This is a genomic window from Promicromonospora sp. NPDC057488, assembly GCF_042802395.1.
GTDB lineage: Bacteria > Actinomycetota > Actinomycetes > Actinomycetales > Cellulomonadaceae > Promicromonospora.
The window spans coordinates 19,717-32,543 of the sequence record NZ_JBHVEG010000062.1 but is presented as its reverse complement, the minus strand read 5'-3'; the positions used below and the strand labels follow the sequence as shown (position 1 = coordinate 32,543).

At 73.5% G+C, this 12,827-nt stretch carries 9 protein-coding genes; 5 read left to right on the top strand and 4 right to left on the bottom strand.

Going from position 1 to position 12,827, the window contains the following annotated elements:
* Positions 1-18: 18 nt before the first annotated feature.
* The 3 genes from ACFU5G_RS14735 to ACFU5G_RS14725 are packed head-to-tail and all read right to left on the bottom strand — an operon-like array spanning position 19 to position 3,153.
* Positions 19-927, bottom strand: coding sequence for a carbohydrate ABC transporter permease (locus ACFU5G_RS14735; RefSeq protein WP_377245749.1), 909 nt, complete (start codon positions 925-927; stop codon positions 19-21).
* A complete protein-coding gene (locus ACFU5G_RS14730) occupies positions 924-1,850 on the bottom strand; it encodes a carbohydrate ABC transporter permease (RefSeq protein ID WP_036969199.1) in 927 nt (308 codons plus the stop codon). The genes ACFU5G_RS14735 and ACFU5G_RS14730 overlap by 4 nt, the downstream gene beginning before the upstream one ends.
* A gap of 13 nt (positions 1,851-1,863) precedes the next feature.
* A complete protein-coding gene (locus tag ACFU5G_RS14725; protein ID WP_377245746.1) occupies positions 1,864-3,153 on the bottom strand; it encodes an ABC transporter substrate-binding protein in 1,290 nt (429 codons plus the stop codon).
* Positions 3,154-3,290: 137 nt separating this feature from the next.
* Between ACFU5G_RS14725 and ACFU5G_RS14720 the strand changes: the two genes are divergently transcribed.
* The 5 genes from ACFU5G_RS14720 (at position 3,291) to ACFU5G_RS14700 (ending at position 12,348) form a co-directional block, all read left to right on the top strand.
* Positions 3,291-4,421, top strand: a complete 1,131-nt coding sequence (locus ACFU5G_RS14720) for an ROK family protein (RefSeq protein WP_377245744.1) — start codon at positions 3,291-3,293, stop codon at positions 4,419-4,421.
* Positions 4,422-4,523: 102 nt separating this feature from the next.
* On the top strand, positions 4,524-6,566 hold the full coding sequence (locus ACFU5G_RS14715) for a beta-galactosidase (RefSeq protein WP_377245743.1): 2,043 nt from the start codon (positions 4,524-4,526) through the stop codon (positions 6,564-6,566).
* A complete protein-coding gene (locus tag ACFU5G_RS14710; RefSeq protein WP_377245741.1) occupies positions 6,563-8,719 on the top strand; it encodes an alpha-galactosidase in 2,157 nt (718 codons plus the stop codon). Before ACFU5G_RS14715 ends, ACFU5G_RS14710 begins: the two co-directional genes overlap by 4 nt.
* Positions 8,720-8,902: 183 nt before the next feature.
* Complete coding sequence (locus ACFU5G_RS14705) at positions 8,903-9,694, top strand: ABC transporter ATP-binding protein (RefSeq protein WP_377245739.1); 792 nt, start codon at positions 8,903-8,905, stop codon at positions 9,692-9,694.
* Entirely contained in the window at positions 9,694-12,348 is a 2,655-nt protein-coding gene (locus ACFU5G_RS14700) for an ABC transporter permease (protein WP_377245736.1), read from the top strand. Before ACFU5G_RS14705 ends, ACFU5G_RS14700 begins: the two co-directional genes overlap by 1 nt.
* Before the next feature lie 92 nt (positions 12,349-12,440).
* Here ACFU5G_RS14700 and ACFU5G_RS14695 read toward each other — a convergent pair whose 3' ends face one another.
* Positions 12,441-12,824 carry a YciI family protein gene (locus ACFU5G_RS14695; protein ID WP_377245733.1) on the bottom strand — a complete coding sequence of 128 codons (384 nt, stop codon included), beginning with the start codon at positions 12,822-12,824 and terminating at the stop codon, positions 12,441-12,443.
* Positions 12,825-12,827: the final 3 nt, after the last annotated feature.

Here is a 12,827-nt window from a genome sequence, read left to right as displayed (position 1 = left end):
CCCGCAGGCCGGCGTCCGCTAGCCCTTGAGCCCGCCGGAGACGAGGTCGAGGCGCCAGTAGCGCTGCAGGAACAGCACGAGCGCGAGCAGCGGGATGATCGAGACCGCCGCCCCCGTGATCGCCACCGAGTAGAGCGCCGGGGAGCTCGACCCCTTGGCCAGCAGGGTGAACAGCCCCACGGTGAGCGGGTAGCGGCTCTGGTCCGAGAGCATGATGTACGGCAGCAGGAAGTTGTTCCAGGTGCCGATGAACTGCAGCAGGAACACCGTGACCATGCCCGGCACCATGAGCGGCAGCACGATCGTCTGGAAGATGCGCCACTCCCCCGCGCCGTCGATCCGCGCGGCCTCCAGCGTCTCCTGCGGCACCGCCGACATCGCGTACACCCGCGACAGGTAGATGCCGAACGGGCTGACGATGCTGGGCAGCAGCACCGACCAGTGGGTGCCCACCAGGCCGAGCTGGGACAGCAGCAGATACTGCGGCACGGCCAGCACGATGCCCGGGATGAGTACCCCGGCCAGGATCGACAGGAACAGGAACGAGCGGCCGCGGAACTCGTACTTCGCGAGGCCGTACCCGGCCATCGTCGAGACCAGCACCGAGAGCAGCGAGCCGACGCCGGAGTAGATCAGCGAGTTGAGGCACCACATCAGGTACTGCCCGCCCTCGTAGGCGAACAGCGCCGTGAGGTTCTCCCCCAGCCCGGTGCCGGGCGCGAAGGTGAACGTGGTGAACAGCTCGCCGCGCGTCTTGGTCGCCGCGACGTAGACCCAGGCCACCGGGATCAGGCAGTAGAACGCGCCGACCAGCAGCACGATCGTCGGCAACACTCCCCAGCCGCCCTGCCGCGCCCGCGAGCGCGCCCGGTCGGACGGGTCGCGCCGGGTCGACGCCGGGCCCGGGCGGGCAGTCAGCACGCTCATCGTTCGACCCCCATGCGCTTGCGGTTGACGATGCGCAGGATGACCACCGAGACGAGCACGGTGCCCACGGCGAGCACGGTGGACGCCGCGGCCGCCTGGGGCAGGTCGTCGGTACCGAACGCGTCGCGGTAGATGGTCATCAGCGGCACCCAGGTGTTGGAGATGGCGCTCGTCATGGGCTGCAGCGTGGCGGGCTCGCTGTACAGCTGCAGCGTGCCGATCAGGGAGAACACCCCGGTGAGCACGAGCGCGGGCACCACGAGCGGCACCTTGATCCGCAAGGCGATCTGCACCTCGCCCGCGCCGTCGAGCCGGGCGGACTCGTAGATCTCGCCGGGGATGGACCGCAGCGAGGTGTAGATGATGATCATGTTGAACCCGACGCCGCCCCAGATCGCGATGTTCGCCAGCGAGCCGAACAGCCCGGGGCCGTCGAGGAACGGGATGGTGCCGAGGCCGAGCGCCCGGGTGACGTACGAGAACGGGCTGGTGCTCGGCAGGTACATGAAGCCCCACAGCAGGGCCGCGACGACGCCGGGCACCGCGTACGGGATGAAGATCGCCGTGCGGCCGAACCGCTTGAGGCGGGCGGCCGGTGTGTCCAGCACGAGGGCGAACAGGAGCGCGAGGCCGAGCGTGAGCGGCACGGCGATGACGCCGTAGACCGCGAGCCGCCCGAAGCCTGCGGCGAACTCCGGGTTGGTCAGCACCGCGACGTAGTTGTCGAGCCCGACGAACACCTCGGTCTTGCGCCCGAGCAGGGCGCCCTCGATGCGGTAGGCGCGCAGGCTCAGCCAGACGGCGTAGCCCACGGGCACGAGCATGAACGCGACGTACAGGATGACCGCCGGGGCGGTGAACAGGTAGGGCGCCACCTGCCGCCGTCGGGGACGGCGGCGCGCCGGTTGCAGGGTGGTAGACATCGAGGGCACCCGGTCAGCCGTTGCTCACAGCGAACCCGGTCTCCTTCATGTCGGCCACCACCGCGTCCTGCGTGGCGACGAACGCGTCGCGCCAGGGGGTGCCGTTGCGGATGGCCTTGCCCAGCTCGTCCTCGAACACCGACTTGGCGAGGTTGACGTTCGGGCCCCAGGTCACCGGGACGGTCTCCGCGGAGATGTCGGCGGAGATCGCGTAGAAGTCGTCCTGCTCCGGCATGAGGGTCGGCGGGTCGTTGCTCTCCGCCATCTCCTGCCCGAGGCTGGAGGCCGGGTACAGGCTCTGCTCGTCCAGGAGCAGCGTGTTGCCCTCCTTGGACGCGTTCAGCCAGGTGGCGAACTTGGCCGCCTCCTCCGGGTGCTCGCTGTCCTTGGTGACGACGAGGGCGGAGCCGCCCTGGTACGCGACCGCCGGGTCGCCCGGCGTCCACTGCGGCAGCGGCGCCATGGCCCAGCTGCCCGCCGTGTCGGGGGCCACCGACTCGATCACGCTCGGCGCCCACACCGCCGACGGCCACGAGAGCATGGTGCCCGCGTTGACCATCGCGTTGTACTCGGGGGTCAGCAGCGGCTCCGTCTGGATGAGCCCCTCGGTGGCCAGCTCCTCGAAGTAGTCCGCCACCTCCAGGGACGCCTCGTCGGCGATCCCGACCGACCACTCCTCACCGTTCACTGACCACCACTGCCCGCCCGCCTGCGTGGCCACACCGGCGAAGAAGCCGAACTCCGTGGGCGGCAGGCTGGAGATGACGGCGTCCGGGTCGGCCTTCTTGACCGCGGCCGCGGCCTCGCGGAACTCCTCCCACGTGGTGGGCACCGGCACGCCGAGTTCCTCGAAGCGGTCCTCGCGGAACACCAGCGCCATCGGGCCGACGTCCTGCGGCACGCCGAACACGGCGCCGTCGAAGGTCGTCTGCGCCCAGGTGCCCTCGGTGAACGCGTCCTGCACGTCGCCCACGTAGTCGGTGATCTCCAGCGGCACGTCCGCCACGATCAGGGACGGCAGCGTCGTGTACTCCACGAGCGCCAGGTCGGGCGCGTTCCCCGCGCGCGACGCCGTCAGCAGCTTCTGGGACGACTCGTCCCCGCCGCCCGCGTCCGAGAGCTTGATCTGGATGTCGGGGTTCGCCGCGTTCCACTCGTCCACGACGGTCTTGCTGCCGGCCGGCCACGCCCAGTACTCGAGGGTGACGGGGCCCTCCGGGTCGGCGCTCGCGGCGCCGCAGCCGCTCAGGACGGCGAGGCTGGCGACCGTGGCAGCACACGCCACGAGGGGTCGGATTCGCATCGGGATCTCCTTTGATCGGTACTCGTCGGCGGCTGGGCGCCGACTGGACCAGAGTCTGGCGGCGCACCTACTCTTTGTCAAGTATCGAAACAAAGTCGGTACGGATAGGATCCGATCCCTCCAGAGACGAGGAAGCGATGTCACCAGGCTGGCCCGCGCTCGGCGACGCCGAGCGCAACGCGCTGCGCGAGCTGCTCATCCACGGCCCGCTGCCCCGCGCGGAGATCGCGCGCCGGCTCGGCGTGTCCCGCGCGAGCCTGACCCGCGTCACCCGGGCGCTCATGGACCACGGCCTGGTCACCGAGGGCGAGGTCGAGCTGCGCGGCGCGACGGGGCGCCCGAGCGAGCTGCTCGTGGTGCGGCACGCGGCCCGGCACTTCCTCGGCGTCAAGCTCACCGGCGACGCCCTGTTCGCCGTCGTCACCGACCTCGGCGCCCGCATCGTGGCGAGCCACGAGGAGCCCATCCCCGTGCGGGACCCGGGCGCGGTGATCGACCAGATCGCCGCCGTCCACGCCGGGTTCGCCGGGCGGTTCGACTCGATCGTGGCCGGCGGGATCGCGCTGGCGGGCGACCTCGCCGTCGTGGACGGGCGCCAGGTGGTCACCGACTCGCCGTTCCTGGGCTGGACGGACGTGCACCTGGCCGAACGGCTCACCGAGCGGCTCGGCATCCCCACGGGCGCGGAGAACGACGTGCGCGCGCTGACGGCCACCGCTCACTGGTTCGGCGCGGGCGTGGGCTGCACCTCGCTGGCGCTGATCACCGTGGGCACCGGCGTCGGCTTCGGGTTCGTGGTCGACGACCGCGTGGTCACCGGCCACCACGGGCGGGCGGGCCGGCTGGACCACCTGCGCGTCGACTCGGCCGGGCCCATCTGCGGGCAGGGGCACCGCGGCTGCGTGAGCGCGCTGCTGCCCAACCAGGCGATCGTCGACGCGCTGCGCATGCCCGGGCTCGACTTCGCGGGCGCCGTCGCGCTGGCCCGGGAGGGTCACGTGGCCGCCCGGCGCGCCTTCGCCGACGCCGGCCAGGCGCTCGGGGTGCTGGTCGGCACCGTGGCGAACGCCCTCGACCCGCAGAAGATCGTGCTCGCGGGCGACGGGCTCGTGGTCATGGAGCTCGCGGGCGACGAGGTGCTTGCGACGATCGACGAGGTGCGCTCCCCCGGCATCCCGCCGCTGGCGCTGGACGTCCAGCCGTTCCAGTTCGACGAGTGGGCCCGCGGCGGCGCCGTGGTGGGCATCCGGACGATGCTGCGGTTCTGAGCCCGCTGTTTGTTTCGCATATTGACAAACGGGTGAGCGCTCGACAAGTCTGACGCCCCGGGGGCGCAACCGTCCCCGCACCGACATCGAAGGGGATGCCCTGTGGCCCGCCGTGCGACCGAACGACCTCACACCCGCCGCGACCTGCCCGCCTGGCCCACCGACGGCCTGAGCTACGGCGGCGACTACAACCCCGAGCAGTGGTCACCGGAGGTGTGGCGCGAGGACGTGCGGCTGATGCGGGAGGCCGGCGTCAACATCGTCACCCTCGGCGTCTTCTCCTGGGGCCTGCTCGAACCGCGCGAGGGCGAGTACGACTGGGCCTGGTTCGACGAGATCATCGGGCTGCTGCACGACGCCGGGATCGCCGTCGACCTCGCCACCCCGACCGCGGCACCGCCGAGCTGGCTGCTGCACGCGCACCCCGAGGTGCTGCCGATCGACGCCCACGGCGTGCGGGAGCAGCCCGGCGGGCGGCTCGGCTGGTGCGCGAGCTCGCCCGTGTTCCGGGAGCACGCGCTGCGGATCACGACCGCGCTCGCCGAGCGCTACGGCGACCACCCCGCGGTGCGGCTGTGGCACGTGAGCAACGAGCTCGGCGGCGGCAACGGCCGGTGCTGGTGCGACGTCTCGGCGGTGCGGTTCCGCGAGTGGCTGCGCGCCGAGTACGGCACGGTCGAGGCGATCAACGCCGCGTGGGGCACGGCGTTCTGGGGGCACACCTTCACCGACATCGAGCACATCGAGCCACCCCGCGGCGACAAGCACAAGGCGACCCCGGGCCTGTTCCTCGCCTTCGAGCGGTTCTCCTCCGACGAGCTGCTGGAGCACTACCTCGCGGAGGCCGAGGTGCTGCGCGCGCACAGCGCCGTGCCCGTCACCACCAACTTCATGGTGGGCTCCGGCGGGCACGTGGTCGACTACTCCGACTGGGCCGGGCACGTCGACGTCGTGGCGAACGACCACTACACGATCGGGGCCGACCCGCTGCGCGAGCAGGACCTCGCGTTCGCGGCCGACCGGATGCGCGGGCTGACGCGGGCCCGTCAGCCGTGGCTGCTCATGGAGCACTCCACCGGGGCGCCGAGCTGGCAGGAGCGCAACCGCGCCAAGACCCCCGGCGAGATCCTCCGCAACGCGCTCACCCACGTGGCGCGCGGGTCGGACGGCGCGATGTTCTTCCAGTGGCGGGCCTCGACCGCGGGGACCGAGCAGTTCCACTCGGCGATGCTGCCCCACGCCGGCACCGAGACCCGTGTCTGGCGCGAGGTGGTGCGGCTCGGCGCCGCCCTGCGGCAGCTGAAGGGCATCGCGGGCGCGCCGGTGGAGCCCGCGAAGGTCGCGCTCCTGGTCGACGAGGAGTCGGCCTGGGCCCTGCAGCAGGGGCTCAAGCCGCACCGCGCCCTGCGCTACTCCCACGAGGCCCGGCTCTGGCACCGGGTGTTCTGGCAGCGGCAGGTGCTGGTCGACGTGCTGCCCGTCGACGCCGACCTCGACGGCTACGACCTCGTGGTGCTGCCCACGCTGTTCGTGGTCTCGGACGCGCAGGCAGCCCGGGTCGAGGCGTTCGTGCGCGGCGGAGGCACCGTGCTCGCCACCTACCTCTCCGGGATCGTCGACGAGACCAGCCGGGTGCGCGGCGGCGGCTACCCCGGCGCGTTCCGCGACCTGCTCGGCGTCACGACCGAGGAGTTCCGGCCGCTGCAGGCCGACGAGACGGTGCTCCTGTCCGACGGCGGCCGGGCGACCGACTGGAGCGAGGACACGAACCTGCACGGCGCCGAGGCCGTCGTCACCTACGCCGACGGCGACTCGGCGGGCCGGGCGGCGGTGACCCGCAACGCCGTCGGCGACGGCGCGGCCTGGTACGTCTCCGCGCAGCTCCCGCTCGACTCGGCCACACGGATCGCGGACCGGCTCATCGCCGACCTCGCCCTGCCCCGCGCGGTCGAGGCGGGCACGGGGATCGAGGCGGTCCGCCGGCGGACGCCGGACGGCGACGTCCTGTTCCTGATCAACCACTCCGGCGCCGACGAGACCGTGGCCGTGTCCGGCCGGTCGCTGCTCGACGACGCGACGTTCGACGGCGCCGCGCTGGTGCCCGCCGGCCGCGTGGTCGTGCTGCGCGAGAGCGCCGCCGAGTGACGCCGGACGTGCACGTGCTGCGCGCGGCCGGCGTCGGCGTCGTCGTCGCGCTGCCGCAGGACGGCCTGCCGGAGGTGGTGCACTGGGGCCGGGACCTCGGCCCGCTCGACCCGGCCGACGCGCACCGGCTGCTCCGGTCGGTCGCGCGCCCGGCGTCGCCGAGCGCGCTCGACGGGCCGTGGCCGCTCACCGTGCTCCCCGGCGAGCACGACGGCTGGGAGGGCCGCCCCGGCCTGGCCGGCCACGTGGGGCGGCGCGCCCTGCTGCCGCGCTGGCGCCGCACCGCGGCCGAGGGCGACGAGCGGCGCCTGCGCGTCACGGCCGAGGCGGCCGGGCTGCGCGTCGTCGTCGACCTGACCCTCGATCCGTCGGGGGTGCTGGCGGTCACCCACGAGCTGCACAACACGGGCGCCGAGCCGGTCGACCTCGCGATCCTGGAGGCGACGCTGCCGGTCGGCGACCTCGCGGCGGAGATGCTGGACTTCTCCGGGCGGTGGACGCGCGAGCGCACGCCGCAGCGCCGTCCGCTCGCGCAGGGCAGCCACGCGCGCGAGTCACGCCGGGGCCGCACCGGGCACGACTCCCCGCTGGTGCTCGCGCTCGGGACCGAGGGGTTCGACGACGCCCGGGGCGAGCTGTGGGCCGTGCACCTCGCCTGGAGCGGGGACTCCGTGCACCGCGTCGACGCCCTGCCCGAGAGCCGCACGGTGCTCGGCGCGGGCGCGCTGCTGCGGCCCGGCGAGATCACCGTCGAGCCCGGCGCCGCGTTCCGGACGCCGGCCGCGCTGTTCGTCTGGAGCGACGCGGGGCTCGACGGCCTCGGGCACCGGTTCCACCGGTACGTGCGCGACCGGCGGCACCACCCGCGCCGGCCCCGCCCGGTCACGCTGAACACCTGGGAGGCCGTCTACTTCGACCACGACCTCGGCAAGCTCGAGCGGCTCGCCCGGGTCGCGGCCGACGTCGGCGTGGAGCGGTTCGTGCTCGACGACGGCTGGTTCCTGGGCCGCCGCGACGACTCCACCGGCCTGGGCGACTGGCGCGTCGACCCGGAGCCGTGGCCGGACGGGCTGCACCCCCTCGTCGAGGCGGTCCGGGAGCAGGGCATGGAGTTCGGGCTGTGGCTCGAGCCCGAGATGGTCAGCCTCGACTCGGAGCTCGCCCGCGCGCACCCGGACTGGCTGCTGCAGCCGATCGAGAACGAAGTGCGCCCCTGGCGCAACCAGTACGTGCTCGACGTGTCGCGGGCCGACGTGTTCGACCACCTGCTGAAGGCGATCTCCGCGCTCGTGACCGAGTACCGCCTCGACTACGTCAAGTGGGACCAGAACCGCGACCTCATCGAGGCCGTGACCGCCGGCCGGGCGAACGTGCACCGGCACACCGAGGCGGTCTACCGCCTGCTGGCCGCGCTCCGGGACCGGCACCCGGGGCTGGAGATCGAGGCGTGCGCGTCGGGCGGGGCGCGCGTGGACCTCGGCGTCCTGGCGCACACCGACCGGGTGTGGGCCTCGGACACGAACGACCCGGTCGAGCGCCTGGCCATCCAGCGCTGGACCGAGCTGCTGCTGCCCCCGGAGCTCGTCGGCGCGCACGTGGGCCCGCCCGTGGCCCACACCACGAGGCGCGCCACGGGCCTGGACCTGCGGATCGCCGTGGCGCTGCTGGGCCACTTCGGCATCGAGTGGGACCTGACGGAGTGCACCCCGGACGAGCTGGACCGGCTCCGGGCCGGCATCGCCGCCTACCGGCGGCTGCGGCCGCTGCTGCACTCGGGCGACGTGCACCACCCGCCGACCGGCGACGCCGGGACGAGCGCGACCGTGATCGTGGCGCCGGACCGGAGCCGGGCCGTGGTGCGGGTGGCGCGGTCGGTGACGGGCGACCGCGCGCTGCCGGCGCTGCAGCGGGTGCCCGGGCTGGACCCCGGACGGCGCTATCGCGTCTCCCTGCCCCTGCCCGGCCCGCTCCCCCGCAACGCCCCACCGCTGTTCGCCGCGTTGGACGGCGTGGGGGTCGACGGCACGGCATTGGACGGCGCCGGGGCCGACGCCGCCGTGGTGCCCGGCGCCGCGCTCGGCTCGGTCGGGCTGCGGCTCCCGCTGCTGCACCCGGCGCAGGCCGTCGTCCTGGAGCTGACCGCGCAGGACTGAAGCGCCGTCCGCCACGTGTCAGACGTACAGGTCACCCGAGGGACCTGTACGTCTGACACGGGGGCAGGGCGGACCCTGACGCGGCGGCCCGGGGTCGTACGACCCAGGTATGACCCTGGGGCCGACCAAGACCAGACCCCGGCCTGATGCCCCGCGGTACCGCCGATCCGTAGCGTCTGCTGCATGGACAACACCGTGTACGCGCCAGGGTCGTCGCCCGCAGTGCGCGCCCGTTCCCTGACCAAGACGTACGGCAAGGGCGAGGCGATCGTGCGCGCTCTGGACGGCGTGGACGTGGACTTCGAGCAGGGCCGGTTCACCGCGATCATGGGCCCGTCGGGTTCGGGTAAGTCGACGTTGATGCATCTGCTGGCGGGTCTGGACTCCGCCACGGGCGGGCAGGCGTTCCTCGGGGAGACGGAGATCACCGGGCTGAGCGACAAGTCGCTGACGAAGCTGCGCCGGGACCGGATCGGGTTCGTGTTCCAGCAGTTCAACCTGTTGCCGATGTTCACCGCGGAGCAGAACATCACGCTGCCGGTCGAGCTGGCCGGTGCCACGACGGACCGGGCGTGGCTGGACACCCTGGTCGAGACGCTGGGGTTGTCGGGGCGGTTGACGCACCGGCCGGGTGAGCTCTCGGGTGGGCAGCAGCAGCGGGTCGCGATCGCGCGGGCGTTGATCGCGCAGCCTGATGTGGTGTTCGCGGACGAGCCGACGGGCAACCTGGACTCGCGTTCGGGTGCGGAGGTGCTCAGCTTCCTGCGGCGTTCGGTGCGGGAGCTGGGTCGCACGATCATCATGGTCACGCACGACCCGTCGGCCGCTGCGTATGCGGACCGGGTGGTGCTGATCGCGGACGGGCGGATCGCGGGGGACATCAGTGACCCGACGCCGGAGTCCGCGATGGCCGGGCTGGACGCCCTGCGCACCCTCGAGCCCGCCGTCACCACGGCACCCCGGACGGGTGCGTGATGTCGACCAACTCTCCCACCACCACGACCCGCATCCCCGGCTCGGCCGGGACGAGCTTCCCCACCGTGCGCCTCACGTGGGGACAGATGCGGCGCAGCACCGGCCGGCTCACGGCCGCGGGCGTCGCGATCCTGATCAGCACCGCCTTCGTCACCGTCACGCTGCTGGCCGGCGGTGTCATCAACGGCACCACCCGCGACATGGTCGCGGCCGGCTACGCGCAGGCCGACGTCGTCGTGTCCTCGCCGGGCACGGAGACGAACGGGATCGCCGAGGCCGACATCGAGGCCGTGGCGGCGCTCGACGGCGTCGCCTCCGTCCAGCCGGTCATGACCTGGTTCGGCGACCTGCGCAACGGCGGCAAGGGCGGTTTCCAGATGTTCGCCCCGGTCCCCGCGGATCCACGGCTGTCGCCGCTGGAGCTCGCCGACGGCGCCTGGCCCTCCGGAGCCGGCGAGGTGGCGCTGTCCACCAAGGTCGCCGAGCGGATGGAGGTCGGCGTCGGCGACACGGTGACGCTGAACCGCACCGTGTACCCCGAGGGCTGGGCCGAGAGCGAGGCCGACGACCCGGCAGCCGAGCTCGGCGAGCCCGAGGACGTCACCGAGACGCTGACCGTGACGGGTCTCGCCGACGACCCCTACGGCGCCTACACGCCCTACGGCGGCGCCGCCGCGGTCCCGGCCGCGACGCTCGCCGCCTGGAACGCGGCCGAGCCCTACTCCGACCCGGTCACCGAGCTCCTCGTCGCGCTCGACACCCCGCTGCAGGGCGACGAGATCCCGGCCGCGCTGAGCGAGGCGGTCCAGGGGGCGTTCTCGGCCGACGCCGGCGAGGCGACCGTCCAGACGACCGAGCAGGTGGCGGCGGAGCAGACCGCGGCGCAGACCGGCGGGGAGGACCTCGTGTTCCTCGTGTTCGTCCTGACCTTCGCGGCCATCGCGCTGCTGATCGCGGCCATGGTCATCACCAACACCTTCCAGGTGCTGGTCGCCCAGCGCACCCGCACCCTGGCGCTGCTGCGCTGCATCGGGGCGGGCGCGGGGCAGCTCTACCGCAGCGTGCTGCTGGAGGCCGCGATCCTCGGTGTCGTCGCGTCCGCGGTGGGCATCGTGGTGGGCGCCGCGCTCGCCCAGGTGGCGCTGCTCGTGGCGCCGTCGTTCGACCTCGGCGTGCCGCTGCCCACCACCATCACCCTGACCTGGCAGGCCGTCGTGCTGCCGCTGGCCGTGGGCGCGGGCGTGACGGTCCTGGCGGCGCTCGCCCCGGCCCGCTCGGCCACCCGGGTCGCCCCGCTGGCCGCCCTGCGGCCCTCGGACGCGCCCACGCTGCGTGCCCGTACGGGCCGGGCCCGCCTCGTGATCTCGCTCCTGTGCGTGATCGGCGGCTTCGCGGGACTCGCGATCGGCGTGGCCCTCGGCATGGGCGGGCAGCCGCAGTTCGGCCTGATCGCGGCCGTGGGCGGCGGTTCGCTCGCGTTCTTCGGCGTGGTGCTCAGCGCCGTGCTCTGGCTGCCGCGCGTCGCCGCGGGCCTCGGCGCCCTCGTGTCCCGCACCGGCCCGGCGGCCCGCCTGGCCGTCGCCAACACGCTGCGCAACCCGCGGCGGACGGCGGCGACCTCCACGGCGCTGCTGATCGGCGTCACGCTGGTCACCATGATGTCCACGGGGGCGGCGAGCGCCCGGATGTCCGCGGACAGCCTGCTCGACGAGACGTTCCCGTACGACGTGAGCGCGTCGCCGTCCGACGAGAGGTACGTCGACGACGTGCGGGAGGCCGTGGCCGGCACCGACGGGGTCACCGACACCGTGCTGGTGACCAACACGAGCGTCACGGTCGCCGGGGTGGAGGACCTCTCGATCGCGGCCGCCGACCCGCACGACCTCGCCGCCGTGGTGAACGTCGCCGAGGAGGCGGAGCGCCTGGTGGACGGTTCCATCCTGCTGACGCAGGACGCGGCGGACTCGCTGGACCTCGGCGAGGGCGACACCGCCACGGTCGAGGGCACCGACGGCGCGATCGACCTGACGGTCGTGATCACCACGGCCGACCCGCTCAGCAGCATGATCACGGCCGCCGACCTGGCCCGGATCACCACGGCGGACCAGTGGAGCGACGTCTGGGCGCACATCGACGGCTCGGACCCGGCGGCCGCGCTCACGGACGTGCAGAACGCCGTGGCTGAGGTCGACGGCGGGGCGTTCGTGATGGGCCCCGCGGCCCAGGCGGCGCAGTTCCGGCAGGTCGTGGACGTGATCCTCGGCATCGTGGTGGGCCTGCTCGCCGTGGCCGTCGTGATCGCCCTGATCGGCGTCACGAACACGCTGTCCCTCTCGGTCATCGAGCGGACCCGCGAGTCCGCGACCCTGCGGGCGATCGGGCTGGGCAAGGACCAGCTGCGCGGCATGCTGGCGGTCGAGGGCATGCTGATCGCCGGGGTCGGCGCCGTCCTCGGCATCGTGCTGGGGCTCGTGTTCGGCTGGGCGGGTGCGGCGACGGCCCTGTCGCTGATGGGCGACGTGCGGTACGCCGTGCCGTGGCTCGACATCACGCTGGTCCTGGTGATCGCCCTCGTGGCGGGCCTCCTGGCCTCCGTGATCCCGGCGCGGGCCGCGGCCCGGACGTCGCCGGTGGCGGCGCTCGGCGTGGAGTGACCCCTCGCTGGTCGAGCTTGGCCTCGCTGGTCGAGCTTGTCGAGACCGGTCTCGACAAGCTCGACCAGCGGTGTATCCGGGGGTCGCCGCCGTCAGTCGTCCGACATGGTCCGCCGGTCCCCCACCGCGCCCTCGGCGTTCGGGAATGCGAGCGAGCCCGCGCCGACCCACCACTCCAGCACGTCGTAGGCGAGCCGCCCCGCGATGACGGACGGGTCGCCGTCGGACAGCCGGGCGGCCTCGGCCGGGTCGCACGCGAAGATGGACATGCCGCGGTAGGCCGGGTCGCTGCGCAGGTCGAAGGGCCCGTTCACGACGAGGACCCCCCGCCGCCGGAGCTCGGCGCGGTAGGCGAGGTGTCGGGCCTGGAGCGCGGTGAGGTCGTCGTCGCTGATGGCGGGCGCGCCGGGCGGGCGCCGCAGGACCACGACCGTGTACACGTCGAAGGCGTCGGGGACGTCGGGGTCGCTCGCCATACG

What these genes read in the sequence shown, in the direction of transcription:
- ACFU5G_RS14735 (WP_377245749.1), bottom strand. Translation starts at nt 927, where the DNA reads ATGAGCGTGCTGACTGCCCGCCCGGGCCCGGCGTCGACCCGGCGCGAC.
- ACFU5G_RS14730 (WP_036969199.1), bottom strand. Translation starts at nt 1,850, where the DNA reads ATGTCTACCACCCTGCAACCGGCGCGCCGCCGTCCCCGACGGCGGCAG.
- ACFU5G_RS14725 (WP_377245746.1), bottom strand. Translation starts at nt 3,153, where the DNA reads ATGCGAATCCGACCCCTCGTGGCGTGTGCTGCCACGGTCGCCAGCCTC.
- ACFU5G_RS14720 (WP_377245744.1), top strand. Translation starts at nt 3,291, where the DNA reads ATGTCACCAGGCTGGCCCGCGCTCGGCGACGCCGAGCGCAACGCGCTG.
- ACFU5G_RS14705 (WP_377245739.1), top strand. Translation starts at nt 8,903, where the DNA reads ATGGACAACACCGTGTACGCGCCAGGGTCGTCGCCCGCAGTGCGCGCC.
- ACFU5G_RS14700 (WP_377245736.1), top strand. Translation starts at nt 9,694, where the DNA reads ATGTCGACCAACTCTCCCACCACCACGACCCGCATCCCCGGCTCGGCC.
- ACFU5G_RS14695 (WP_377245733.1), bottom strand. Translation starts at nt 12,824, where the DNA reads ATGGCGAGCGACCCCGACGTCCCCGACGCCTTCGACGTGTACACGGTC.